Genomic DNA, 24766 nt, shown 5'->3' with positions numbered 1-24766 from the left:
TTGTAAGCTAGGACAACCGGAATAGCGCAGTCTGAGCCTGTATGTTTACAACCCAAGCATAATACGGGCGTGATGCCTAGATCGGTAAAAAAGCTATCCATCCTCTTAGTAGGACGGATAGCTTTTTTGATGGTTCCTCGTCTTTTATTCAAAGAAGGAGAATGGGAACAGTTCGAAGGAACCTTCTTCTTCCTCGTTACCGGATAGCCGGTCCTCCCGTAAGCTGCGATCGGTACAAAGTTTTTGCGGCATATCCTTTTCCTTCACGTAAACCAGACGCTGCTTCGGACATTCATTGACCGCAATTCCGCCGGTTTCCACATCCACGATGACCCCGTTCACACCACTTGGCGGAACGAACGGTTCTTCCGTCTTCCCTTCGTGCACCTTCTCCATGAAGTCGATCCAAATCCGCTTGGAGGCAGCTTTGTCCTCAAACTCAGTCAAATTCTGCCCGACATCAAATCCCGTCCAAATCCCGGCTGTCAGCGACGGAGTAAATCCGATTAAGTATTGGTCTGAAATGGTCGTTCCGGACTTGGCCGCATAAGGTCGCGTCTGCTTCGGCCGCATCGTCAGGCCGGTGGAAATTAAATAATCATTGAACACAGGATCAAACATACCTGTCATCAAATGAGTGAGGACGAATGCATCCTGCTCTGTAATCACCCGTTTTTTTGTCGTTTTCGGCTTTTCATAAACGGTACGGCCTTGCGCATCGGTAATGGATAAAATAGTCGTCGGTTCCACTTTCAATCCGCTGGAGGCGACCCGGTTGTATGCATTGGTCATCTCTTTCAATGTGACAACGGAAGTGCCGAGTGCAACGGCAGGCGACTCTTGAAATTTCACATGCAGGCCGAGCCGCTCCGCCATATTATTGAACTTTTTATAGCCGACTTTTTCTAGCGTCTTAACGGCATAGATATTATCAGACAAAGCGATGGCCTGAGCCAGGGAGATCGGATGGCCGGCAAACTTTCCGTTAATGTTTTTCGGTTCATACGTGGAACGCCCTTCGTCGTATGTGAAAATGGTCCGCTCGGTCGACATGAAAGTCAGGGGGCTAAATCCGTCTTCCAGAGCGGCCGCGTAAAGAATCGGCTTCATGGCCGAGCCCGGCTGCCGCTTTGCCTGCGTAGCTCGGTTAAAAGGACTTACCGCATAATCGGTGCCCCCGACCATGGAGGTAATGGCCCCGGTTTCCGGTTCCATCGATATAAAGGCCACCTGCAATTCGTTCTTCGGCATCCATTTGTCCACCAACTCTTCTGCGGCCTGCTGATGGTGCAAATCGAGCGTCGTGCGAATCGTCCATCCGCCTTCCCCAGGATAGCGGCCTTTTTCGCTTAAAACCTTTTCAGCTTCACGCCACACTTCATCCAAAAAGTAAGGGGCGACCCGTTTCATTTCTGACCATTCATCTGTCTTTAACGCGATTGGCGTATTTTTCGCTCGTTCTTCCTGCGCTTCGGTAATAAACCCTTGCTCCTCCATCAAATGAAGAATCGTCAATTGCCGGTTCCGCGACCGTTCGGGATTATCGATGGGTGAATAGATCGAGGGACCCTTCGCAATGGCTGCAATGACGGCGGCTTCCTCGAGAGTCAGGTCCTTCGCCGGTTTGGCAAAATAAAACTTGCTGGCCGCTTCGACTCCGTACATCCCGTGATCGAAGTAGACCGTATTCATATAGCCTTCCAAAATCTCGTCTTTCTCATAGAAAATCTCTAAGCGATAAGCGTACAGCGCTTCCTTTATTTTGCGGTTCCACGATTTCTCGTGTGTCAAATATAGATTACGGGCATACTGCTGAGTGATCGTGCTGGCGCCTTCCGCCATTCTCATCGTTTTCACATCTTTCAGCACGGCCCCTGCGATCCTTCTGTAATCAAACCCGTTATGGTTGTAAAAATTACGATCCTCCGTTGCAATGAATGCATCCACCAGGAAAGGTGAAATATTATCTAAACCGACCCAATACCTGCGTTCAGCCGAGTATTTATCGCCGATCTGCCGTCCGTTCTTGTCGAGAAAGACAGACGCCTTGGGCACGCTCAGTGAGGGGGCACCCGCAATTTGGGCATAGATCCGAAGACATAACAGGGCTGTGAAAAAGGCGGTAACTCCGGTGATGGCAAGCATAAGGAAAGTGCGCAGCAATCTCCGCTTCTTCTGTTTTTTAATAAAATCAGACCGTTTCATCGCATCGGAACCCCCTTAAATGTTTCATTACCAACAGTATGGACACGCATCAGAGGATTAAACGGGCGGAATTGGGAAAACTTCGTTGGAAAGTTTGCAGCAGAAACGATATAATGAATAGATATTTGAGTAGGAGGATGGTTCTGAATGGAAACTGCGAATATGGAACGTGCCGTGGATGTCAAACTGCGGTCGACGATCATTCATCCAGGCCAGCCGGCAGATAAACATACACTGCAAGCAAAAGGTGTCATCATTGAAAAAGCGGGCAACCTATATTTGCGGTTTGAAGAAAAGCAGAATGGCCAAGTCATCCGGACAACTGTGAAACTTGGCGATGAGGAAGCGCTCATCATGAGGAGCGGTGCGGTGCAAATGCGTTTGCCGTTTTTCATCGGAACCCCGAGACCGGGTACGTACGGAAATGGTCCGGCCATGTTCAATCTGCTAGTAAAGACAAAAGAACTTCAAATTGATACGGATAAAGCAGGCGCAGCAGGGGACTTTCACGTCCATTACGAACTGCATGCGGATGGAGCGCTGCTCGGTACATATAAGCTTCAAATTTCTTTCATGGAGGGACAAAAATGAACGCTGTAGAAAAGATACAACAAGAAATCAAATCGGCTTTCCGGCAAGCTGTCATCGCCGCTGACCTGGTAGCAGAAACAGAGATTCCGGACATTCTACTGGAAACACCGAAAAACAAAGAGAACGGGGATTATGCGACGAATATCGCCATGCAGCTGACGAAGCTGGCGAAAAAGCCACCACGCGTCATTGCGGAAACTATTCTGGAGCACTTGAATACTGCGGATACAGCAATTAAATCAGTAGAAATTGCAGGGCCGGGCTTCATGAATATCCGGTTGAAGACCGATTTCCTTGGCGATGTAGTGAAAGCGGTACTGGCCCAAGGAACAGATTATGGACGTTCTACATTTGGACAACACGAAAAAGTGCAAGTCGAGTTCGTTTCTGCCAACCCGACGGGCGACTTGCATTTAGGACATGCGCGCGGGGCATCCCTCGGCGATTCCCTCTGCAACATTCTTGATTTCGCGGGCTTCGACGTATCCCGTGAATATTACATTAACGATGCCGGCAATCAAGTGAATAATTTGGCTCTCTCGGTGGAAGCACGCTACTTCCAGGCACTCGGCATGGACAAGGAAATGCCGGAAGACGGCTACCACGGCCAGGATATTATTGAAATTGGCAAGAAACTTGCGGAAGAGCACGGAGACCGTTACACACAGATGCCGGAAGCAGAACGTCTTGAATTTTTCCGGAAGTATGGACTTGATTACGAATTGGAAAAATTGAAGAAGGACTTGGAAGACTTCCGAGTGCGCTTCGACAATTGGTTTTCAGAGACATCTTTATATACCGACGGGAAAATCGGCATTGCGCTCGATAAACTACGTAGCAATGGCCACGTCTTTGAAGAAGACGGCGCGACATGGTTCCGTTCCACGACATTCGGCGACGATAAAGACCGCGTGTTGATCAAAAACGACGGCAGCTACACGTACTTGACACCGGATATCGCGTATCATGAAGATAAAATCCGTCGTGGTTTTGACAAGCTCATCAATATTTGGGGAGCCGACCACCACGGCTATATTCCGCGTATGAAAGCAGCCATCGAAGCGCTTGGATACGATCGTGACACGCTCGAAGTCGAAGTGGCCCAAATGGTGCAGCTATATAAAGACGGCGAGAAATTTAAAATGAGCAAACGGACAGGGAAAGCAGTCACGTTGCGCGAACTGGTGGAGGATGTCGGCTTGGATGCCGTCCGTTACTTCTTCGCCATGCGTTCCGGCGATTCCCAAATGGATTTCGACTTGGATCTTGCCATTTCCCAGTCCAACGAAAACCCGGTCTACTATGCCCAATATGCACACGCGCGTATTTCATCCATCTTGCGCCAAGCGGAAGAAAAAGGCATGGTAGCTTCAACCGACCACGTAGACTTGCTGCAGTCGGAAAAAGAAGTTGAACTGCTAAAGAAAATCGGCGACTTCCCGAAAGTCGTCGCGGACGCAGCACGCCTGCGCTCGCCACACCGCATCGCAACATACATCCAGGAGCTGGCGGCTACCTTCCACAGCTTCTACAACGCAGAAAAAGTGCTCGACCCAGACAACCGCGACCTATCCGAAGCCCGTCTGGCCCTCGTCACCGCAACACGCACAACAGTTGCCAACGCCTTGAAACTCATCGGCGTCGCAGCGCCTGAAAGAATGTAAGGAAAACCCCCGTCTTTCCCGGTTCCGCGGGAGAGGCGGGGGTTGTTTTGTTATTCATCTGAACGGGGACCTTTGAATGTAGGACGTAACTGCTTGATATTTGTGTAACCGCTCGTATTTGCTTCCGAACCTCTCGTATATTTCGTTTACCGCTCGAATCACGTTTCGAACCTCTCGTAAAACTTTGTAACCGCTCGAATCTCGTTTTGAACCTCTCGTATAATTTTTTTACCGCTCGTATCCAACTTGCAACCGCTCAAATCACGTTTTGAACCTCTCGTAATAATTTTTTATCGCTCGTATCCGACTTGCGACCGCTCGAATCTTGTCCAGCCAGCTGAGGGGAATTTTGTAACCCGACGTACCACGTTTCGAACCGCTCGTATTTGCTTCCGAACCTCTCGTATGTTTCATTTACCGCTCGAATCACGCTTCCAACCTCTCGAATAACTTTGTAACCGCTCGAATCTCGTTTTGAACCTCTCGTAAAAATTTTTTACCGCTCGTATTCGACTTGCGACCGCTCGTATTTCCTTCCGAACCTCTCCAATAAATTCGTAACCGCTCGTATCCGGTTCCATACAGCTCGTATGTTTTCCTCGCCATATGAAATCCACCCGGCCCCAAATATAAATCGCCCTCACTTCCACACCAGGCATGCTCGCAGTATCAAGTCTACAACCGAAACCCCTTAAATTGTGAAGTGCATTCAGCGCGCCATCAGCTTTCCAATTACGTAATCCTCTTCGCGTACCAGCCGCTCCGTTCTCAGAATGTAAGCCACACCACAAACACAGGAAACTCGTCATTCCTCAACACTTGCAAATCCCTCTCCAACTTTCCGTCTATCGACAAGGAAATGTTTTATAGTATAATGGTTGCGTACACAATTACATATCCGAACATGAAGGTGCCCCGCCATCAACGACGGGGTTAAAAGGGAAGCCGGTTCGAAGCCGGCGCGGTCCCGCCACTGTAAGTGCGAGCTATCCGCCTGATGCCACTGGATCTGATCCGGGAAGGCGCGGTATGCGATTGAAGTACGAGCCAGGAGACCTGCCTTTGTGAATCACCCGCAACCCTACGAGGATAGGTTTGGTGAAGAGTCGGTGCGCTTTGGCGCGGCCGAATTTTTACTAGACGTTGTCCTCCGTTCATATGACGGGGGATTTTTGTTTGGAATCAATAGGAGGAAGACAGAATGAAGAAGTTTTGGCAGCTTTGGTTGACGGCTGTATTTGCCGTATTGCTTTTGACGGCATGTGGCACGTCGGATGAGCCGAAGAAAGAGGATGCAACAGAGCAAACAAGTGGACAGACAGCTGGCGATGCCGAGCAGGCAGCTCCTGCGTTCCCGGTGACATTGACCGATGCGGTTGGCAATGAAATTACATTTGAGGAAGCACCTAAGAAAATTGTTTCCTTGCAAGCGAGCAACACAGAAATCCTTTTCGCTCTTGGTTTGAATGATGAAATTGTCGGAGTTACTGACTTCGATAACTATCCGGAAGAGGCACTGGAAAAGGAAAAAGTCGGCGGCATGCAATTCAATGTCGAGCAGATTATTGCCATGGGCCCAGACGTTGTGTTCGCGAATGAAATGGGACAAAGCTCCGGTGAAGAAGGCTGGCAGCAAATCCGCGACGCGGGCATTCCAGTGTTTGTCGTGAAAAATGCGATGAACTTCGAAGAGACATATGAAACGATCAACACGATCGGAGAAGCAACAGGTAAGACGGAAGAAGCTGAAAAAATCGTAGCGGACATGAAAGCGAAAGTGGACGAAGTCGTTGCGAAAACGAAAGACGTCGAGACAAAGAAGCGTGTCTTCGTTGAAACATCCGATGCACCTGACATTTATGCACCTGGCAAAGGGACATTCATGCAGGAAATGCTTGATATGATCGGTGCTGAAAACGTTGTGACGGCAGATGGCTGGGCATTGATCAGCCCGGAAGAAATCGTGAAGCAAAACCCTGACGTCATCATCGTCATGTACAGCTATGTGCCGGATATCGTGGAGAGCGTGAAAAACCGCGACGGCTTCAGCGATATTACAGCTGTCAAAGAAGACCGCGTCATTCAAGTTGATGAGAATATGACGAGCCGGACAGGTCCTCGCCTGGCGCTTGGCCTGGAAGAAGTGGCTAAAGCCATTTATCCAGAGGCGTTCGGTGAATAAAACAGGCATCGCCTACATCGTGAGTGCCGCCACACTGGCTGTGGCGGTATGGCTCGGTGTATCCATCGGAACCGTGAAAGTGCCACTGAGCACGTTCTGGGATTCGTCGGATACTACAGCAACGAATATCCTATGGAAAATCCGCATGCCGCGTGTCCTATTGGCTGGCCTTGTCGGTGCATCGCTTGCCATTGCGGGCGCTGCGTTCCAAGGATTGCTGAAAAATCCGCTAGCCGATCCATACACCCTCGGAGTGTCATCCGGCGCCTCGGTAGGTGCGGTTGTGACACTCTTTTTTGGCTTATCCATTCCGATGCTGGGCGCGTATACGTTGCCAATCTTTAGCATGGTCGGCGCCGCGGTAACGATGTTCCTTGTTCTCGGATTTGCGAGACTCGTCGACCGTTCCATGAAGATGGAGACGATCATCTTGACGGGCATCATTTTCGGGTCGTTCCTCGGCTCGGTTCTGTCCCTAATGATTGCGCTGACAGGGGAAGAGCTGCGGCAAATTATCGGCTGGCTGTTAGGAAGCGTGTCGATGCGCGGCTGGAAATATATCGTTATGGTGCTGCCGTTCGTTATCATTGGCTCTTTCATCCTCTGGCTCAACCGGCGAGAGCTGAACGCCATGCTGTTCGGCGAAGAGCGGGCGCATCATTTGGGCGTCAACGTTCGTCGCCGCAAATTTATGATTCTCATAGGCGGTTCCATTTTAACGGGTTCTGCTGTGGCGGTGTCCGGAACGATCGGCTTCGTCGGACTCGTTGTCCCTCATATGACAAGGCTGCTATGGGGAGCGGATCACCGTCATTTACTGACGCTTTCCTTCTTGAATGGAGCCACGTTATTAATAATTTGTGATCTAATTGCACGGACGATCATTTCACCTTCAGAACTTCCTGTCGGTGTCATCACTTCTTTCATCGGTGCACCAGTATTCGCATACATCTTTTATCGACAGAGACGGAAAGGGGCCATGTAAGATGCTCAAGGTGCAAAATCTGTCAGGGGGATACGGGAAGGAACCGGTCGTCCAGCATATCTCATTTGAAGTGAATAAAGGAGAAATTCTCGGCATCTTAGGCCCGAACGGAAGCGGGAAATCAACCTTGCTGAAAATCATCTCTGGTATTTTGCCGAAACAGGAAGGCACTGTTGAAATCGACGGGCAGGATGCGAGTGTTTATTCACAGAAACAATTCGCGCAAAAAGTCGCGGTGCTGCCGCAGCTTCATGCCCATGCTTTTTCGCATTCCGTCAAAGAAACCGTATCGCTCGGCAGATATCCGCACCAGTCCGGGCTATTCTCAACTTGGTCCAAAGAGGATGAACGAGCGGTGCAGGAAGCGATGGCGTATACCGGCGTAACCAAATACGAACATACACCGATTGAAATTTTGTCAGGCGGGGAGCAGCAGCGAGTCTTCGTGGCCCAGGCGCTGGCCCAGGAAGCACCGATTTTATTGCTGGATGAACCGACAAACCATCTCGATATTGCACACCAGCAACAACTGCTTGATACCGTGCGCAGCCATGCGGTTGAAAAAGGCGTCACGGTCGTCTCGGTTTTCCATGATATCAACCTGGCTTCTCTCTATTGCGATCGGCTTCTGCTGATGGAGAAGGGACGCATCGCCATGATCGGCAGCCCGCTTGATGTAGTTAAAGATTCTATGATCAGCAGTGTTTATGAAGCGCGGGTCAAAACCCAGCCGCATCCTGAATTGCCAAAACCGCAGATGACGCTCCTTCCTGATACAATGGATGAAATGAAGCCATTCATCGTCACGAAAGAGCAGTTTGAGGTCTCCTCAAAACATGTTTCGCTAACAGCCGATCAGCCGCTAAAAACACTATCTTCCGCTGTGCACAATGCTGGAATGGGCTGGTATCGGGCTTTCGTCAACCGCCATGTCGATGCGAATTACAATTGTGATGATGTTCAAGCGGAAAATGCGGCCTATCTGGAACGGGAAGGCTTCCATCTGACGGAAACGGTCGGCATGATGACGGCTGTCACGACGGAGCATGTAGAAATCGAAGAATTTAGTGGAGAGTTTGGTTCCATTATTATTGCTGTCACGGCCGGTGTCGGCAATGCGGTCGATGTGTCGAAGACGCTAACCCGTGATCAGGAGCAGCGCATCGGGACGATCAACACATGGGTAATCGTCAATGGACATTTACCGGATGAGGCATTTATCCAAGCGATGATTACTGCGACCGAAGCGAAGACCAAGGCACTTCAGGATGAGCAAATTTTGGATCCACTCACCGGGACAATTGCGACAGGCACGTCGACGGATAGCTTGTTAGTGGCAGCAACCCAAAGGGGAGAAAGGCTACCGTACGCGGGTCCCATTACGCCTTTAGGCAAACTGGTTGGTCACGGCGTGTATGAGTGCACAATCCGCGCCATTCGCGCGTACAAGAAAGCGAAGGGATGGACGGTATGATTCCCGCACATTTTATTGCCATCACCATCGGGTTTGTTCTCGATCGCATCATCGGGGATCCACCGAGCTGGCCCCATCCTATCAGATGGATCGGCACGTCTATTTCAAAATTGACTAGTTTGCTGAATCAAGGACGATACCGCTTGGCGAAAGGGGCAGTCCTGTTACTCGTCATGATTGTCATTGTAACAGCTGTCGTCCTAGCTATTGTCGGCATCGCGTATCAAGTCAACCTATACATAGGCATCTTGGTCGAAGCTCTTCTGATCGCCATCGGCTTAGCACAGAAAAGCTTGAAGGACGCCGCGATGGATGTTTACGAACCTCTTGCTGCGGGAGATATGGGGAAGGCGCGCGAAAAGTTGTCCTGGATTGTTGGAAGGGATACGGAGCATTTGCAAGAAGGGGAAATTGCACGCGGCGCCATCGAGACGGTTTCCGAAAATACGGCGGACGGCGTGACATCCCCCTTATTTTGGGCGTTTCTCTTCGGGGCACCCGGATTATGGCTCTATAAAACCGTGAATACGCTCGATTCCATGGTCGGCTACCGGGATGAACGGTATGAGCAATTCGGCAAATGTTCGGCGCGTGCGGATGATGTATTGAATTTCATTCCCGCACGGATCACCGGTTTCCTCATGATGCTGGTGACCCGGAATGAATCCGGTACGCCTTTCTCCAAGCGGCTTACAGGGTGGCTCCGGGATGCTGGCAGGCATCCGAGCCCGAACAGCGGGTATTTGGAAGCGGCGACTGCATGGCAGCTTGGCGTTAAACTTGGTGGAACCAATACATACAGAGGCGTTGTGTCGAACCGTCCGGAAATTGGGCCGGACACGACACCGCTTCGCGCGATGCATATTCAAAAGGCCATCCGTCAAATGCATACAGTGGCGTTTGTTTTTTGGCTTGTGATGACCGGAGTAGGAGTGTTGATTTATGCGATTGCCTGATCATGGGGCGAACCCCCGTCAGCTCTATAAGCGATTCGGACTGGAGGCGCCGGAGCAAATACTAGATTTTAGTGAGAACTGCAATCCGGAAGGTCCACCGCAAGCTGTGCTGGATGTATGGCCGGATCTGATGTGTAAGTTATCTTCCTACCCGCATCCAGACGGTGAGCCCTTTAAGCAAGCAGTGGCTGCTTTTCACGAAGTGGATGCATCGAGATTGCTCGCAGGAAATGGAGCGGCGGAATTGTTGGCGCTTTTAGCGGCACGGTATCGCGACAAACGGGCGATCGTCGTCCATCCGACGTTTTCAGAATATGAAGCGACTTTGCGGGCAAACGGAGTGAACATCCAGCCAATTGTGGCATCGGAGGAAAACGGTTTTCAATTGCCGCTTCAACCGATATTGGACGCTTTGGAGCAGGCGGATGTCATCTACCTTTGTACACCGAACAATCCGACGGGCATCCTGCCGACTCGGGAAGAATTGAAGGCTATCATCTTGCGGGCAGGAGAAGTCGGGACTGAGGTCGTTCTCGATGAAGCGTTCATTGATTTTGTGGATGAATCCTTGTCCTTCATCCCCGAACTGGATGCATTCACGCACGTGATCGTCGTACGTTCGATGACGAAAATGTATGCGATTCCCGGTATTCGCCTAGGGTATATCGCGGCGGATCCATTCATTATCGGAGAAATGAAGAAGACAGCTCCCCACTGGAACGTGAACGGCATTGCAGCTGAAATTGGCGCGATCTGCCTAGGTGAACAGGAGTACCGGGAGCGGGCGATCGGACATGCGAAAGTAGAGCGTGAAAAAATGGCCGCCTTTTTAAGGACGGAAGGATGCACGGTAACCGATTCGGTCTCCAATTTCTTGTCGTTCTCCTTGGAAGAGGGCCGGGACGCACGCAAATTGTATTCGGATATGCTCGCGCGAGGCATTGTTTTGCGCCATTCAGAGAATTTTCAAGGGATGGACGGCCGCTGGCTGCGAGTCGGCATGAAAAGCGAAACGGAGTTGAATCTGTTGAAAGAGGAGCTGTATCGATGGTTCGCAGCCAACTGACGTTCATCAGCGGCGGGGTCCGCTCGGGAAAGAGTTCGTTCGCGGAAGCGTTACTTGTGAAAGAAGCGGAAGAAGCGCACGGCCGCCTCATCTATATCGCTTCGGGAACAGCAACTGATGAGGAAATGGAGAGCCGGATCCGCAAGCACCAGTTGGACCGTGTTGGACAAAATTGGTTGACGATCGAGCAGCCGACCCGCTTGGAAGAGGCACTCAGCGAAATCCAGGAAGGTGATTTCGTCCTATGGGACTGCCTGACGACGTGGCTCGCGAATGAAATGTACGATGGATGGGAAACCGGAGCGCCTTGCATCGGACAACCGGGGTGCATGGAACGAAAAGCGGATGAAGTGATCCGGACGATTCAGGCGATTGCGAAGCGGGCGTCCCGTTTCATCATCGTGTCCAATGAAGTATTGGATGAACCGGCCTCCATCTATGAAGAAACAAGAATCTACTCCGAATGGATTGGGCGGCTGCACCAAAAAATTGTCCAGCTTTCGAGTACGGCAATCGAAATGGATCATGGCGTTGCGGTTTATTGGAAAAGGGAGGAGGCAAGCAAGGATGAACGGTCTAATGGTTATGGGAACGGCATCTGATGTCGGAAAAACGATGCTCTGCACAGCGTTTTGCAGATCGCTCGCAAATGAAGGAATCAAAGTTGCTCCCTTTAAATCACAAAATATGTCCCGGTTTGCGGCGGCTCTCCCGGATGGGAAAACGATGAGCCGGGCGCAATATTTACAGGCGGAAGCCGCCAAGACGACGCCAATGATCGAGATGAATCCGATTTTATTGCAGCCTTGCGGCAATCAAACATCGAATGTCTTCATGAACGGAGAGAAATTCGGACCTGTAGAAGGAATGGCCTATCGCGATCAATTTTTCGAACGGGGCATTGAAGCGATCCGTTCCTCTCTCGATACGCTGGCCGGCCTTTACGACACGGTCATTATCGAAGGAGCGGGCAGTCCGGCGGAAGTGAACTTGAATGATCGGGAACTGGTTAATATGCGCGTTGCAGACATGGCGGACGTTCCGGTCTTGCTCGTTGCGGACATCGAACGCGGCGGCGCGATTGCATCCATCGTGGGAACGCTTCAATTGCTGGCGCCCGAACACCGAGCCCGAGTAAAAGCGATTATTATTAATAAATTCCATGGAGACATCGGACTATTTCAGGATGGCATTGAATTCATCGAATCCTATACAGGAATCCGTGTGGCAGGCGTCATCCCTTTTAAAGCAGACCATGGCATCGAAGAAGAGGACATGGAACGCGTGGTGCAGGACGCCCCGCAAGGAATCGATCGCTATGACGAATGGGCGAAGCATATCCAGGCACATATCGATTGGCCATACATCAAATCGCTGCTCACAGGTGAAGCGGAATGACCGGACTGCTGTTGGCGTTGCAGTTTTTCACGTCTATCCCTGTGCAGAAAGAGCTGCCACTCGGCAAAAAGGAAGTGACGGACATGTACATGGCGCTCCCGTTCATCGGCGCGCTCATTGGCGCCGCCATGTTCGGCGCGGCGTGGCTCTGTACAGAAATGCTCGGTATGGGATCCTTCCTGACAGCGGTAATCGTCGTAGTGGTTGGTATCGGACTCACCGGTGGCCTGCACGTCGATGGATTTGCGGACACGGGAGATGCTTTTTTCTCCTATCGGGACCAAAAAAAACGGCTCGAAATATTAGAGGACCCGCGCATCGGCGCTTTTGGCACGATGGCAATCGTCTTATTGATTGCCGGCAAGATCGCTTTATTTCAGGAATTAATTGCCGAAGGGAAAGGAAACATAGTGCTTTATGTGGCGGTCCCTTTCCTCGCAAGGGCAGGGATGAATGTATACTTCGCATCCATCCGTACAGCGAAAGAGGAAGGGCTGGCGCACTTCTTCCAAGGGAAACTGAAGAAGGGCATCCTTTTCGGCTGGTCGATTGGGATAGGAATAGCCGTTTTGATTTTGTTGGGCTACTACTTTGGAAACATCGTGTTTCCTGTCATTTTATTTGCCGTAATAGCACTCGGCTTGCTGATTTACCAGCGATGGTCGGTCCGTAACTTCGGCGGCGTAACCGGAGATTTGGCCGGTGCGTTTGTGGAAGGGATGGAGGCGCTATTATGGTTGACGATCATCATGTGTATTTGATTCGCCATTTGCCGACTGAAGGGAATGGGAAGCGCCAATATATAGGCTGGACCGATGAATCGATTTCAAGTGGCCACGGCAGGTCCCAGCTTGATTTATTCGGTGAGGTCAAGACAGTATACGGAAGCGATTTGCTCCGAGCGAAGGAAAGTGCGGCTGTTTATTTCCCCGAAGCGGGCTACGTGGCAGATAGCAGGTGGCGGGAATGCCATTTTGGCGATTTTGAAGGGAAAACATATGCGGAGCTGGAAATGGATGAGGAGTACCGCATGTGGATAGACGATCCAAAGGGAACTGCTCCTAGAGGCGGAGAATGTTTGGCGGAGGTGGAAGCGAGAGTGCGGTCAGCGCTTTTGGATGTGCCGCCCGGAAGCGTCGTTGTCACACACGGCGGGCCGATCCGGTCGTTGCTTGCACTTTTTTCACCGGATGGTCCGGCAGATTTTTGGTCGTGGTCGGTTCCGCACGGATCGGTTTGGAAGCTGGCTTGGCGCCATTATGACGACTTGAAGGAGGGGTTGCCATGCATATCTTTATCGGAGGTGCCCATAACGGAAAGCGGGAGTTTGTAAGAAACTGGCTGGAGGAGCCGTCCCAATGGGTGTGGGTCGGTGAGGGGCATGCATGGGACTTGGACCGTTTGGCGGAAGTGGATTCGGAATTTATTGTGCTGGACCGCATCGAGGAGTGGCTGGAGCGTTCTCCAATGGACGAAGCCGATGCATGGAATCATATAATAAAAGGAATAGAAGGCAAGGAAACCGTAGTCATTCTGACAGATTTAGGCCGGGGCATCGTGCCGGTCGATCCGGAACAACGGAAACTTCGAGACCAATGCGGCCGCTTGTACCAATGGCTGATGGCGGAAGCGGATGAAGTGACCCGGATCTGGTACGGTCTTGCACAAACATTAAAGAAAAGGGGAGAGACAGGATGAAAATTTATACACGGACTGGGGATAAGGGGAAAACAAGTTTAATTGGCGGGCGCGTCGATAAGGATAGCTTGCGCGTTGAAGCATACGGAACAATTGATGAGCTGAATTCATTTATCGGAAAAGCGATGACGGAGCTGGACGCTGATAAATTCAAGGATTTATTGGAAGACCTCGAAGCCATTCAGAACGAATTGTTCGATGGCGGCGGGGACTTGGCCAATGTGATGAAGGAGCGCCATTATAAATTATCCGAGGAGCCGATTGAAGTACTCGAACAGCGGATCGATGCCTTGATGGAAGAAGCCCCGCCACTCGAGAAATTCATTTTGCCAGGAGGATCGCCTGCAGCAGCAACGCTTCACATCGCGAGAACCGTGACAAGACGGGCAGAGCGTCTGACTGTGACATTAATGAAAGCGGAAGAAGATGTACCGCCGACTGTGCAGAAATATTTAAACCGGCTTTCCGATTATTTATTCGTTGCCGCTCGTATTGTTAACGCGCGAATTGGCGTGCCGGATAATGAATATGTCCGCAGCGCCAAAGTGTTTCGGACAGGAAAAAAGAAAGAGGATTGAACATGCAACTGAAGAGACTGACGTTAACCGCGATTTTTGCAGCATTATGCGCCATCGGAGGATTTATCAAAATCCCTTCCGGCATCGGCTCGCTCGCACTGGACACGGTGCCGGCATTATTGGCGGCGGCATTTTTACCACCGGTTTTTACCGGACTCGCATCTTCGATTGGCCATTTGTCGTCTGCCATGTATTCTGGATTTCCGCTTGGGCCGTTTCATCTGCTAATCGCCATCGAAATGTTTGTCATTTTGTATGTGTTTGCGAGACTTCATAAAAGCGGCCGACATGTATGGAAATGGTTATTTTTCATTGTAGCAAACGGGCTGCTGGCCCCTTTGCCATTCTATTTCCTCGTGTCTCCGGCATTTTTCGTCGGTGCCGTTCCGGCAATTTTCCTCGCCACTGTATTAAATGCCGCAGTTGCAGGTATCGTCATGCCGGCGGTAGAGAAGGCGATGAGCCGGAGGACAGGTTTGATTCAATAAGGGTTGCAGTGAATTTGTAAGGCAGGATGAGTCAAAGAAAACGGACTGGAATGCGTTTGGTTTTATGGGAAAGTAATGGCGGTGGAAGGTGGTTGGAACGAATGAGAAATGCAGTCCAATTGGAAGGCGGTTTGATTCTTACGACCGACAATTCCGGAGGTATAGGAATGAAGGCGGCGGATGTCGTCAGCGTTCCCGATCGGACCACCGCACGCTTTGCCGCGCGGGTAGCACTGCTCGAGCAATGGGCAGCAGGAGCTGATCCGATCGCCGTGCTCATCCATAACTTCAGCGGTCCGGAAAGCTGGCAAGCCTACGAAGCCGGCGTTCGGGATATATTTGAAGAAGCCGGCATAGCACCACCGTCAATTACTGGAAGCACGGAGACAAACATGACTCTTCTGCAATCGGCAGTTGCGGTTACGATGATCGGCAAACAGAAAAGGCCCATGGAAGAAGGGGAAGTCGTCTGGTTCACTTATGGCGTTCCGCTCGTCGGAAACGCCGTACTTGAACAGGAACAGCACGTCGCCTCGCTTCGGTCCATTCGAGAAGCACTTCAATTCGGGCTGATCAAGCGACTATGGCCCGTCGGTTCAGGCGGTTTGCTGAAAGAAGTGCGGGATTTATTCGAGAATGCTGATGTCACAATCCAATCCACTCTCGATCCGGCAGCCTCCGCGGGACCGTCCACCTGCGTACTCGTCGCTGTCCCTGTAGGTGGCGTGGACGAAGCGAAATCACATTTTGGAGAAAACTTGCATGAGCTGGTTGTGGTGCGTTGAGTAGATGAACCTGTAGATCCTTTAGGGAAAGGGATTTGCAGGTTTTTTGTTTTTGGCCGTGGGAGTTTGTTGGATTATCTGGCTTTTGCTTTGTTTATCTGGCGTTCGTTTTGATTTACTGGCGTTCAGGCGGTTTATCTGGCGTTCGTTTTGATTTACTGGCGTTCAGGCGGTTTATCTGGCGTTCGTTTTGTTTTACTGGCGTTCAGGCGGTTTATCTGGCGTTCGTTTTGTTTTACTGGCGTTCGGCCGGGTTATCTGGCGTTCATTTTGATTTTCTGGCGTTCAGGCGGTTTATCTGGCGTTCGATTTGATTTACTGGCGTTCAGGTGGGTTATCTGGCGTTCGTTTTGATTTACTGGCGTTCGGCCGGGTTATCTGGCGTTCATTTTGATTTACTGGCGTTCAGGTGGGTTATCTGGCGTTCGTTTTGATTTTCTGGCGTTCAGGCGGGTTATCTCGCGTTCGTTTTGTTTTACTGGCGTTCGGGCGGGTTATCTGGCGTTCATTTTGAAATAATGGCGTTCAGCTGGAGTTAGTGGCGTTCCTACTTTAATTGGCGTTTACCTCAGTAATTTGGCGTGCTCCCAGGTTAATATGGTATTTCCCTAAAAGTTTGACGCAAGCCCCAAGTCTATTTCCCATTCCTATTACAATCGCTAGGCAATCAACCAACTAACTTTACGCACCAAATCAATCCACCAGTCATTTAAATCCCTAACCTAATCTCTGCAAATCCCCATTAACCGCCCCTCACAAAAATCAAATTCCCTACACATCAAAAAACTCCAACTTTCCTGAATGATTGAAAATAAACGTTGACTGAATGCTCATTCATATTCTAAACTAGAATCAGAATATCGACATCTGTATAATTTTCTACTACACTATTCGTAACGTTCATATGATTGGGAAAGGGGAGAACATGGATGAAACCGTTATTGATTGCCAACTTGGTTTTGTTCCTTGCGGTTACGGCGTATGCTTTGGCGTTGTTCACATATTTGATTCGCACGCGTGTTGAGTATATTAAGCTTGGCCGGAAAGAGGAGTTTGATAGCCGGGTTTCGGAGCGTTTGCGGGAAGTTTGGGTCAATGTGTTTGGCCAGAAGAAGTTATTGAAGGATAAGAAAAGTGGTTCGATCCACGTCATGTTTTTCTACGGGTTCCTGCTTGTGCAGTTTGGGGCGATTGATCTCATTTGGAAAGGGCTGAAACCGGGGTCGCATTTGCCGTTTGGCCCGATTTATGGTGCGTTCACTTTCTTCCAGGAAATCGTAGTTTTCATGATTTTAGTGGCGGTTGTATGGGCTTTCCATCGCCGTTATGTTGAAAAGCTTGTCCGTTTGAAACGCGGATGGAAGTCGGGGCTTGTTCTTATTTTTATCGGAACGCTCATGTTGTCTACATTGGTTGCGAATGGCATGAACATGATTTGGCAGGGGCATGAAACAACTTGGACGGAGCCTATGGCGTCCGCAATTGCAAGCGCTTTCGCATTTCTATCGCCAACAGCAGCGGCGGCTATTTTCTTCGTTGCCTGGTGGGTTCACTTGCTAACATTGCTGACGTTCCTCGTTTATGTGCCGCAATCGAAGCACGCGCATTTGATTGCTGGACCGGTTAATACGTATATGATGCGCTTCGACCGTCGCGGGAAATTGGCGCCTATCGATTTTGAAGCGTTGGAGGAAGCGGAAGACGAAGACGATATGCCTGCTCTTGGGGTTGGCAAAATCACCGATTTTACGCAGAAGCAAATGATCGACTTCTACGCGTGCGTGGAATGCGGCCGCTGTACGAATATGTGTCCGGCAACAGGGACGGGTAAAATGCTGTCGCCGATGGATTTGATTACAAAGCTTCGCGATAATTTGACGAATACCGGCGCGCTTGTAACAAAGAAGCAGCCATGGGTGCCGACTTTCGCCTTCAAACAGACAAAGGGGAATCAAATCGCACTTGCGGCAGGCATGGAAGGCGCGACGATTGACGATATTTACAGCCCGTCACTAATCGGAGATGTCATTACCGAAGAGGAAATTTGGGCTTGTACGACTTGCCGGAACTGTGAAGATCAATGCCCTGTTATGAATGAGCACGTGGATAAAATCATCGACTTGCGCCGTTATCTTGTTATGACGGAAGGGAAGATGGATGCGGATGCTCAGCGGGCGATGACGAATATCGAACGCCAAGGAAATCCGTGGGGCTTGAACCGGAAGGAGAAGGAGAATTGGCGGGATGCCCGTCCGGACCTTCATATTCCGACGGTTAAGGAATTGAAAAAATCGGGTGAGGAATTCGAGTATTTGTTCTGGGTCGGTGCCATGGGTGCGTTCGACAACCGTTCACAGAAAATCGCGCTTGCGTTTGCGCATCTGATGAATGAAGCAGGCGTGAAGTTCGCAATTCTTGGCAATAAAGAAAAGAACTCTGGAGACACGCCGCGGCGCCTGGGGAACGAGTTTTTATTCCAGGAACTTGCGACAGCGAACATTGAAGAATTCGAGAAAAACGGCGTTACGAAAATCGTGACAATCGATCCTCACGCTTACAATATTTTCAAAAATGAATATCCGGATTTCGGATTCAAAGCGGAAGTGATCCACCATACGGAGCTTCTCGATCAGCTTGTGAAAGCCGGCAAGCTGGAACCGAAGCATGCGATTAATGAAACAATTACGTTCCATGATTCCTGTTACCTCGGCCGTTACAATGACGTGTATGATCCACCGCGTGAAATCTTGAAAGCCATTCCGGGCGTCAATCTCGTCGAAATGAAGCGGAACCGCAATGACGCAATGTGCTGCGGAGCAGGCGGCGGTCTCATGTGGATGGAAGAAGACGCAGGGCACCGTGTCAATGTTGCTCGTACGGAACAGGCGCTTGAAGTGAGTCCGGGAATTATTTCATCGGGTTGTCCGTTCTGCTTGACGATGCTTTCCGATGGAACGAAAGCGGTCGAAGTAGAAGATAAAGTCGGCACATACGATATTGCAGAGTTGCTGGAGCGTTCCGTTTTTGGTGAAGGCTGGCAGCCGGTAACCGAGGAAGAGGAAGAACCGGTCTTGCAATAAGATGATTGCAGATAGAACTGAACAGCGATATAATTAAGAAAATATGAAATACCAAGAAGACTGGTAGTTTCCAAAACCGAAGAGGGGGTGCGCAACACTCCCTCTTTTTCTAAATGAGTACCGAGCGAGCGTTCAGTCGTCGGTGGTAATTAAAAATGTAAACGCTATCAAAACAGGAGGGGTTGGAATGGCGAAGACAGTTATTCTCGAAGGGGCACGCACACCATTTGCGAAGTTGGGAGGCGCTCTTTCCAAAAAAACGGCAAGTGATTTGGGGGGCATCGCGATCAAAGGGGCATTGGATCGCGCAGGCGTTCAGCCGGATGAAGTCGATGAGGTGATTATCGGTACTGTATTGCAGGCAGGCCAAGGCCAAATTCCATCGAGGCAAGCCGCGGCCAAAGCAGGCATTCCGTGGAACGTCAAAACAGAGACAATCAATAAAGTGTGTGCTTCGGGCATGCGAAGCGTCACACTCGCCGATCAGCTCATTCGGCTCGGTGAGGAGGAAGTGATCGTGGCGGGCGGCATGGAGTCAATGTCGAATGCACCGTATTATGCTCCTGGCGTCCGGTTCGGATTGAAGATGGGGGACGCGTCCCTTGTTGACGGCATGATCTATGATGGTTTGTCTTGTTCATTTTCACCGGAACGTGTCCATATGGGGACGTATGGCAACAGCACAGCAGAAGAGTTTTCCATTAGTCGCGCGCAGCAGGACGAATGGTCGCTGCGCAGCCATGAGCGTGCTTTGAATGCTATTGATGAAGGCTTCTTCGCGGAAGAAATCATTCCAGTCGAAATCCCTCAACGAAAAGGCGATCCGGTTTTGGTAGCGCTTGACGAAGCGCCGCGTCGCGATACTTCGCTTGAATCATTGGCGAAATTACGTCCGGCTTTCGGAAAAGACGGCACCATCACGGCAGGGAACGCTCCGGGAGTCAATGATGGGGCATGCGCGCTCGTGTTAATGAATGAGGAGCGTGCGCTGAAAGAAGGAAAGACTCCGCTTGCCACTATTATAGGGCATGCAGAAGTGGCAGTTGAACCACAAAACTTCCCGCAGACGCCTGGTTTAGTTATTAACGAGTTATTGAAAAAGACAGGAAAAACGCTGGAAGACATTGACTTGTTTGAAATAAACGAAGCATTTGCAGCTGTGGCGCTTGCCAGTTCACAAATTGCAGGACTTGATTCGGAAAAGGTGAATGTCAACGGAGGAGCGGTAGCACTTGGCCACCCGATCGGTGCAAGCGGCACGCGGATCATTTTGACACTTGCGTATGAATTGAAACGCCGCGGCGGCGGAATCGGCATCGCATCGATCTGTTCGGGTGGCGGGCAAGGCGACGCCATCATGATTGAAGTGGCTAAGGGGCAATGAATGGTTTGCTGAAGCTCGTTTGAGTCTTCTAAGACTGCAGTAATGCAATCGAATCATGCCATAAGCGGATTTATGCTCGGTATAGAGCCGTTTTTGCGCGTCTGGCCATGGGTTATGCGCGGATGAGCTCGCGTTATGCGCGCGTTCCGCGAACTTATGCGCGGCTACACGGCTTTATGCTCGGTTACATCCCATTTATGCGCGCCATGCCGCCGGTTACACGTGGGCATTCAGCGTGCAGAAGGATCCAAGAACAACACAGATTTCATCTCAAAACTTCTCGAATATAGCGCAATTAAAATAGATATGCAATTCAAGTAAGGGGAACGGAGGAAATGGACATGGAAATTAAAAAAGTGATGGTAATCGGTGCAGGACAAATGGGGGGCGGCATCGCTCAAGTATGTGCACAGGCCGGTTACGATGTGAAGTTAAACGACATTAAAGAAGAATCGTATGCTAAAGGGTTTGCCGTTATTGAAAAGAACCTATCCCGCAATGTGGAAAAAGGTCGCCTGACAGAGGAAGAAAAGGGCGAGGTGCTGGCTCGTATTACGAAGTCGCTCGATTTGCAGGATGCTTCGGATGTGGATCTTGTCATCGAAGCTGCGGTGGAGAATATGGATATTAAGAAATCCATTTTCAAGCAGCTGGATGGCATCGCTCCTGCGCATGCCATTCTTGCGACAAACACGTCGTCCTTGCCGATTACAGAAATCGCAGCGGTGACGAATCGTCCGGGCAAGGTGATTGGCATGCATTATATGAACCCGGTGCCGGTCATGAAACTCGTGGAGATCATTCGTGGATTGGCAACAGAAGATGCGGTGTACGATGCGGTGGAAGAGATGACACGCAAACTGTCCAAGACACCGGTTGAAGTGAATGACTTCCCGGGATTTGTTGCAAATCGTGTTTTGATGCCGATGATCAATGAAGCGATTTTTACGCTATATGAAGGCGTTGCGTCCAAGGAAGCGATTGATGAAGTGATGAAGCTGGGCATGAACCATCCGATGGGTCCGCTTCAGCTCGCTGATTTTATTGGCCTCGACACATGCCTATACATTATGGAAACGTTGTACGAAGGATTCGGCGACTCCAAATACCGTCCGTGTCCGCTACTTCGGAAATATGTGAATGCTGGCTGGCTCGGCAAGAAATCGGGTCGCGGCTTTTATGAATATACCTGATGAACACCACGTCAGGATCTGAAAAACCAGGTCACTATGAGACCTCAAGTAAACGGCAAAGGAGATCAATCAAATGGATTTACGATTCACCGAAGAACAGCAGATGATGCGGACCATGGTGAGGGATTTTGCTAAATCAGAAATCGAACCGTTCATTCCGAATATGGAGGCGGGGGAATTTCCACGGGAGATCCTGAAGAAAATGGGAGAGCTCGGTTTGATGGGCATTACGGTGCCTGAAAAATATGGCGGTTCGGAAATGGACTTCGTTTCCTATATCATCGCCATCCATGAGCTGTCGAAAGTGAGTGCCGTTGTCGGCGTCATTCTCTCCGTTCATACGTCTGTCGGGACGAATCCGATTCTTTATTTCGGTACTGAGAAACAGAAGGAGACGTATGTTCCGAAGATGGCATCCGGTGAATACTTGGGGGCGTTCTGCCTGACAGAGCCACAATCAGGCTCTGACGCAGGGTCATTAAAGACACGGGCCGTGCGGCAGGATGATCACTACATAGTAAACGGCTCCAAAGTATTTATTACGAACGGCGGGGAGGCGGATGTGTATATCGTATTCGCTTCCACCGAGCCGAAACTTGGAACAAAGGGCATTACCGCCTTTATTGTCGATAAAGGTACGCCGGGTCTCGTGATTGGCAAGGACGAGGAGAAGATGGGCTTGCACGGTTCCCGGACCGTCCAACTGACCTTCGAAGACATGAAAGTGCCGGCTACAAACCGGCTTGGCGAAGAAGGCGAAGGGTTCAAAATTGCCATGGCAAATCTGGACGTCGGACGGATCGGCATTGCCGCCCAGTCCCTTGGCATAGCGGAAGCGGCTTTGGAAGCGGCGTCCGGATACGCGAAGGAACGCGTTCAGTTCGGCAAGCCGATTGCCGCCAATCAAGGTGTCGGCTTCAAACTCGCTGATATGGCGACGGCAGCCGAGGCAGCAAGGCTACTTGTCTATCGGGCCGCTCAGCTGAGAGCGGAAGGGAAATCATGCGGCAAGGAAGCTTCCATGGCGAAATTATTCGCTTCGCAAGCAGCGATGGACAATGCGATCGAGGCGGTACAGGTTTTCGGCGGCTACGGCTACACGGAAGACTACCCGGTTGAACGGTATTTCCGTGATGCGAAAGTGACACAGATCTATGAAGGCACGAGCGAAATTCAGCGCCTCGTTATTACAAAAAATCTAATCAACTATTAACATAGACAGCTCAATAGGAGGAAAATGAGATGGACTTTAAATTATCAGAAGAACATGAAATGATCCGGAAAATGGTTCGTGATTTTGCAATGAAAGACGTTGCGCCAACAGCGGCGGAACGTGATGAAGAAGAGCGGTTCGATATGGATATCTTCAAGAAAATGGCGGAGCTCGGCTTAACGGGTATTCCTTGGCCGGAAGAGTACGGCGGTATCGGAAGCGATTATCTTGCGTATGTCATCGCGGTCGAAGAGCTTTCCCGCGTCTGTGCTTCCACGGGCGTTACACTTTCCGCCCATACTTCACTTGCTGGGTGGCCGGTATACAAATTCGGCACGGAGGAACAAAAACAGAAGTACCTTCGTCCGATGGCGGAAGGAACAAAAATCGGTGCATACGGTTTGACAGAGCCGGGCTCCGGGTCTGATGCGGGCGGCATGCGCACAACGGCGAAGCTGGATGGCGATCATTATGTATTGAATGGCTCGAAGATCTTCATTACTAACGGCGGCATCGCGGATATTTATATCGTCTTTGCTGTAACGGATCCGGAATCAAAGCATAAAGGAACGAGCGCTTTCATCGTTGAGAAAGATTTCGCTGGCTTCTCAGTTGGCAAGAAGGAGAAAAAGCTTGGAATTCGTTCCTCGCCTACAACTGAGATCATGTTTGATAATTGCCGGGTGCCGAAGGAGAATTTGCTTGGCGAAGAAGGAGAAGGTTTCATTATCGCCATGAAAACACTCGATGGCGGACGGAACGGAATTGCGGCTCAAGCAGTCGGCATCGCGCAAGGCGCACTCGACGCAGCGGTCGATTATGCGAAAGAGCGTGTTCAATTCGGAAAACCGATTGCGGCAAATCAAGGCGTGGGATTCAAGCTCGCTGATATGGCGACGGCGACGGAAGCGTCCCGCTTGCTTACGTACCAGGCTGCATGGCTGGAATCGAACGATCTTCCATACGGAAAAGCGTCTGCAATGGCTAAATTAATGGCTGGTGATACAGCGATGAAAGTGACGACGGAAGCGGTTCAAGTGTTTGGTGGCTACGGCTATACGAAGGATTATCCGGTGGAACGCTTCATGCGCGACGCGAAAATCACGCAAATTTATGAAGGAACGCAGGAAATCCAGCGACTTGTCATCTCCCGCATGCTGACAAAGTAACGGAGGTGCGTGATGCAATTGAAACGGGAAGTGAAATCATCTGTCAAAGATGAAGGATTGATTGAAAAAAGGCGCGAGCAGATTATTGACGGTGCGGTGAAGCTTTTCAAGGAGAAGGGGTTCCACCGCGCGACGACCCGCGAAATCGCAAAAGCGGCCGGGTTCAGCATCGGCACGTTATATGAATATATCCGGACAAAGGAAGATGTCCTTTATTTAGTCTGTGACAACATCTACCACGAAGTGCAATCCCGTCTTTCCTCCGTTATGCAGCAGGAAGGGACGCTGGAGGGACTGCGGGCTGCGATCGGCGAATACTTCAGCTTAATCGATGATATGGCGGATGAATTTGTCGTCATGTATCAGGAATCGAAGTCCTTGCCGAAGGATGCGCTGCAATATGTCCTGAAAAAAGAGCTGGAGATGGTCGGCTTATTTGAAAACTTGCTGGCATCATGTGTGGAATCAGGTGAATTGCGGTTGGCTAACAAGGAAAGCAACCTGGCTGCCCACCACATTGTCGTTCAAGGGCAAATGTGGGCATTCCGCAGATGGACCTTGCACAGCCGCTATTCAATAGATGAATTTATTGAAATGCAAACTGAGCAATTATTCAAAGGGATCACATCACGTTCGTGAAATGAAGCAGAAGGGGTG

25 protein-coding genes and 1 riboswitch are annotated in these 24766 nt (G+C 50.4%); of the genes, 22 read left to right on the top strand and 3 right to left on the bottom strand.

The window, feature by feature from the left end; all coding sequences use genetic code 11:
• Positions 1-144: 144 nt before the first annotated feature.
• On the bottom strand, positions 145-2205 hold the full coding sequence (locus tag ACSW3C_RS09865) for a transglycosylase domain-containing protein (protein WP_486562364.1): 2061 nt from the start codon (positions 2203-2205) through the stop codon (positions 145-147).
• Positions 2206-2352: 147 nt separating this feature from the next.
• Here ACSW3C_RS09865 and ACSW3C_RS09860 point away from each other — a divergent pair, with 147 nt between their 5' ends.
• Entirely contained in the window at positions 2353-2796 is a 444-nt protein-coding gene (locus tag ACSW3C_RS09860) for a YwiB family protein (protein WP_486562363.1), read from the top strand.
• On the top strand, positions 2793-4460 hold the full coding sequence (argS, locus tag ACSW3C_RS09855) for an arginine--tRNA ligase (protein ID WP_486562362.1): 1668 nt from the start codon (positions 2793-2795) through the stop codon (positions 4458-4460). Before ACSW3C_RS09860 ends, argS begins: the two co-directional genes overlap by 4 nt.
• A gap of 256 nt (positions 4461-4716) precedes the next feature.
• Here argS and ACSW3C_RS09850 read toward each other — a convergent pair whose 3' ends face one another.
• Positions 4717-4890 (bottom strand): hypothetical protein, encoded by a 174-nt coding sequence (locus tag ACSW3C_RS09850; RefSeq protein WP_486562361.1) that lies wholly within the window; start codon positions 4888-4890, stop codon positions 4717-4719.
• Positions 4887-5066, bottom strand: a complete 180-nt coding sequence (locus ACSW3C_RS09845) for a hypothetical protein (protein WP_486562360.1) — start codon at positions 5064-5066, stop codon at positions 4887-4889. The genes ACSW3C_RS09850 and ACSW3C_RS09845 overlap by 4 nt, the downstream gene beginning before the upstream one ends.
• A 285-nt stretch (positions 5067-5351) precedes the next feature.
• Positions 5352-5538, top strand: a riboswitch (cobalamin riboswitch).
• Positions 5539-5661: 123 nt separating this feature from the next.
• On the opposite strand from ACSW3C_RS09845, the gene ACSW3C_RS09840 reads away from it, so the two are divergent.
• The 20 genes from ACSW3C_RS09840 to ACSW3C_RS09745 all read left to right on the top strand — a co-directional run bounded on the left by ACSW3C_RS09840 (position 5662) and on the right by ACSW3C_RS09745 (position 24748).
• Complete coding sequence (locus ACSW3C_RS09840) at positions 5662-6642, top strand: ABC transporter substrate-binding protein (protein ID WP_486562359.1); 981 nt, start codon at positions 5662-5664, stop codon at positions 6640-6642.
• Positions 6635-7627, top strand: a complete 993-nt coding sequence (locus tag ACSW3C_RS09835) for a FecCD family ABC transporter permease (RefSeq protein ID WP_486562358.1) — start codon at positions 6635-6637, stop codon at positions 7625-7627. Before ACSW3C_RS09840 ends, ACSW3C_RS09835 begins: the two co-directional genes overlap by 8 nt.
• Before the next feature lies 1 nt (position 7628).
• Complete coding sequence (locus ACSW3C_RS09830) at positions 7629-9101, top strand: adenosylcobinamide amidohydrolase (protein ID WP_486562357.1); 1473 nt, start codon at positions 7629-7631, stop codon at positions 9099-9101.
• Positions 9101-10057 carry an adenosylcobinamide-phosphate synthase CbiB gene (cbiB, locus tag ACSW3C_RS09825; protein WP_486562549.1) on the top strand — a complete coding sequence of 319 codons (957 nt, stop codon included), beginning with the start codon at positions 9101-9103 and terminating at the stop codon, positions 10055-10057. The genes ACSW3C_RS09830 and cbiB overlap by 1 nt, the downstream gene beginning before the upstream one ends.
• Positions 10044-11123, top strand: coding sequence for a threonine-phosphate decarboxylase CobD (cobD, locus tag ACSW3C_RS09820; protein WP_486562356.1), 1080 nt, complete (start codon positions 10044-10046; stop codon positions 11121-11123). The genes cbiB and cobD overlap by 14 nt, the downstream gene beginning before the upstream one ends.
• Positions 11105-11725, top strand: coding sequence for a bifunctional adenosylcobinamide kinase/adenosylcobinamide-phosphate guanylyltransferase (locus ACSW3C_RS09815; RefSeq protein WP_486562355.1), 621 nt, complete (start codon positions 11105-11107; stop codon positions 11723-11725). The genes cobD and ACSW3C_RS09815 overlap by 19 nt, the downstream gene beginning before the upstream one ends.
• On the top strand, positions 11691-12521 hold the full coding sequence (locus ACSW3C_RS09810) for a cobyric acid synthase (RefSeq protein ID WP_486562354.1): 831 nt from the start codon (positions 11691-11693) through the stop codon (positions 12519-12521). Before ACSW3C_RS09815 ends, ACSW3C_RS09810 begins: the two co-directional genes overlap by 35 nt.
• Positions 12518-13282 carry an adenosylcobinamide-GDP ribazoletransferase gene (gene cobS / locus ACSW3C_RS09805; protein ID WP_486562353.1) on the top strand — a complete coding sequence of 255 codons (765 nt, stop codon included), beginning with the start codon at positions 12518-12520 and terminating at the stop codon, positions 13280-13282. The genes ACSW3C_RS09810 and cobS overlap by 4 nt, the downstream gene beginning before the upstream one ends.
• Complete coding sequence (locus ACSW3C_RS09800; RefSeq protein WP_486562352.1) at positions 13255-13854, top strand: histidine phosphatase family protein; 600 nt, start codon at positions 13255-13257, stop codon at positions 13852-13854. Before cobS ends, ACSW3C_RS09800 begins: the two co-directional genes overlap by 28 nt.
• Complete coding sequence (locus tag ACSW3C_RS09795; protein ID WP_486562351.1) at positions 13806-14219, top strand: bifunctional adenosylcobinamide kinase/adenosylcobinamide-phosphate guanylyltransferase; 414 nt, start codon at positions 13806-13808, stop codon at positions 14217-14219. Before ACSW3C_RS09800 ends, ACSW3C_RS09795 begins: the two co-directional genes overlap by 49 nt.
• A complete protein-coding gene (locus tag ACSW3C_RS09790) occupies positions 14216-14797 on the top strand; it encodes a cob(I)yrinic acid a,c-diamide adenosyltransferase (protein ID WP_248514133.1) in 582 nt (193 codons plus the stop codon). The genes ACSW3C_RS09795 and ACSW3C_RS09790 overlap by 4 nt, the downstream gene beginning before the upstream one ends.
• A 2-nt stretch (positions 14798-14799) precedes the next feature.
• Positions 14800-15285, top strand: a complete 486-nt coding sequence (locus ACSW3C_RS09785) for an ECF transporter S component (protein WP_486562350.1) — start codon at positions 14800-14802, stop codon at positions 15283-15285.
• A 101-nt stretch (positions 15286-15386) separates the two neighbouring features.
• Positions 15387-16070: a hypothetical protein gene (locus tag ACSW3C_RS09780; RefSeq protein ID WP_486562349.1), complete on the top strand. Its 684-nt coding sequence runs from the start codon at positions 15387-15389 to the stop codon at positions 16068-16070.
• A gap of 35 nt (positions 16071-16105) precedes the next feature.
• On the top strand, positions 16106-16384 hold the full coding sequence (locus ACSW3C_RS09775) for a hypothetical protein (protein WP_486562348.1): 279 nt from the start codon (positions 16106-16108) through the stop codon (positions 16382-16384).
• Between the two features lie 615 nt (positions 16385-16999).
• The gene (locus ACSW3C_RS09770; RefSeq protein WP_486562347.1) at positions 17000-19150 is read left to right on the top strand and encodes a heterodisulfide reductase-related iron-sulfur binding cluster; all 2151 of its coding nucleotides are present in this window, start codon (positions 17000-17002) and stop codon (positions 19148-19150) included.
• 187 nt (positions 19151-19337) lie between these two features.
• Positions 19338-20534 (top strand): acetyl-CoA C-acetyltransferase, encoded by a 1197-nt coding sequence (locus ACSW3C_RS09765; protein ID WP_486562346.1) that lies wholly within the window; start codon positions 19338-19340, stop codon positions 20532-20534.
• A gap of 341 nt (positions 20535-20875) precedes the next feature.
• Positions 20876-21727 (top strand): 3-hydroxybutyryl-CoA dehydrogenase, encoded by an 852-nt coding sequence (locus tag ACSW3C_RS09760; protein WP_486562345.1) that lies wholly within the window; start codon positions 20876-20878, stop codon positions 21725-21727.
• Between the two features lie 73 nt (positions 21728-21800).
• Entirely contained in the window at positions 21801-22940 is a 1140-nt protein-coding gene (locus ACSW3C_RS09755; protein WP_486562344.1) for an acyl-CoA dehydrogenase, read from the top strand.
• A gap of 29 nt (positions 22941-22969) precedes the next feature.
• A complete protein-coding gene (locus ACSW3C_RS09750) occupies positions 22970-24109 on the top strand; it encodes an acyl-CoA dehydrogenase (protein ID WP_486562343.1) in 1140 nt (379 codons plus the stop codon).
• Between the two features lie 12 nt (positions 24110-24121).
• Positions 24122-24748: a TetR/AcrR family transcriptional regulator gene (locus ACSW3C_RS09745; protein ID WP_486562342.1), complete on the top strand. Its 627-nt coding sequence runs from the start codon at positions 24122-24124 to the stop codon at positions 24746-24748.
• Positions 24749-24766: the final 18 nt, after the last annotated feature.

This window comes from Sporosarcina sp. AD_1 (genome assembly GCF_057373025.1).
The sequence above is the reverse complement of the archived record's forward strand: the minus strand, read 5'-3'. Positions and strand labels throughout refer to the sequence as shown.

Excerpts from the sequence above, each read along its gene's own strand:
- ACSW3C_RS09780 (WP_486562349.1), top strand. The coding sequence starts at position 15,387 with ATGAGAAATGCAGTCCAATTGGAAGGCGGTTTGATTCTTACGACCGAC.
- ACSW3C_RS09845 (WP_486562360.1), bottom strand. The coding sequence starts at position 5,066 with ATGGCGAGGAAAACATACGAGCTGTATGGAACCGGATACGAGCGGTTA.
- ACSW3C_RS09795 (WP_486562351.1), top strand. The coding sequence starts at position 13,806 with ATGCATATCTTTATCGGAGGTGCCCATAACGGAAAGCGGGAGTTTGTA.
- ACSW3C_RS09745 (WP_486562342.1), top strand. The coding sequence starts at position 24,122 with ATGCAATTGAAACGGGAAGTGAAATCATCTGTCAAAGATGAAGGATTG.
- cobS (WP_486562353.1), top strand. The coding sequence starts at position 12,518 with ATGACCGGACTGCTGTTGGCGTTGCAGTTTTTCACGTCTATCCCTGTG.
- ACSW3C_RS09750 (WP_486562343.1), top strand. The coding sequence starts at position 22,970 with ATGGACTTTAAATTATCAGAAGAACATGAAATGATCCGGAAAATGGTT.
- argS (WP_486562362.1), top strand. The coding sequence starts at position 2,793 with ATGAACGCTGTAGAAAAGATACAACAAGAAATCAAATCGGCTTTCCGG.
- ACSW3C_RS09785 (WP_486562350.1), top strand. The coding sequence starts at position 14,800 with ATGCAACTGAAGAGACTGACGTTAACCGCGATTTTTGCAGCATTATGC.
- ACSW3C_RS09755 (WP_486562344.1), top strand. The coding sequence starts at position 21,801 with ATGGATTTACGATTCACCGAAGAACAGCAGATGATGCGGACCATGGTG.
- ACSW3C_RS09860 (WP_486562363.1), top strand. The coding sequence starts at position 2,353 with ATGGAAACTGCGAATATGGAACGTGCCGTGGATGTCAAACTGCGGTCG.
- ACSW3C_RS09840 (WP_486562359.1), top strand. The coding sequence starts at position 5,662 with ATGAAGAAGTTTTGGCAGCTTTGGTTGACGGCTGTATTTGCCGTATTG.
- ACSW3C_RS09760 (WP_486562345.1), top strand. The coding sequence starts at position 20,876 with ATGGAAATTAAAAAAGTGATGGTAATCGGTGCAGGACAAATGGGGGGC.
- ACSW3C_RS09770 (WP_486562347.1), top strand. The coding sequence starts at position 17,000 with ATGAAACCGTTATTGATTGCCAACTTGGTTTTGTTCCTTGCGGTTACG.
- ACSW3C_RS09765 (WP_486562346.1), top strand. The coding sequence starts at position 19,338 with ATGGCGAAGACAGTTATTCTCGAAGGGGCACGCACACCATTTGCGAAG.
- ACSW3C_RS09815 (WP_486562355.1), top strand. The coding sequence starts at position 11,105 with ATGGTTCGCAGCCAACTGACGTTCATCAGCGGCGGGGTCCGCTCGGGA.
- ACSW3C_RS09830 (WP_486562357.1), top strand. The coding sequence starts at position 7,629 with ATGCTCAAGGTGCAAAATCTGTCAGGGGGATACGGGAAGGAACCGGTC.
- cobD (WP_486562356.1), top strand. The coding sequence starts at position 10,044 with ATGCGATTGCCTGATCATGGGGCGAACCCCCGTCAGCTCTATAAGCGA.
- ACSW3C_RS09865 (WP_486562364.1), bottom strand. The coding sequence starts at position 2,205 with ATGAAACGGTCTGATTTTATTAAAAAACAGAAGAAGCGGAGATTGCTG.
- ACSW3C_RS09810 (WP_486562354.1), top strand. The coding sequence starts at position 11,691 with ATGAACGGTCTAATGGTTATGGGAACGGCATCTGATGTCGGAAAAACG.
- ACSW3C_RS09800 (WP_486562352.1), top strand. The coding sequence starts at position 13,255 with ATGGTTGACGATCATCATGTGTATTTGATTCGCCATTTGCCGACTGAA.
- ACSW3C_RS09790 (WP_248514133.1), top strand. The coding sequence starts at position 14,216 with ATGAAAATTTATACACGGACTGGGGATAAGGGGAAAACAAGTTTAATT.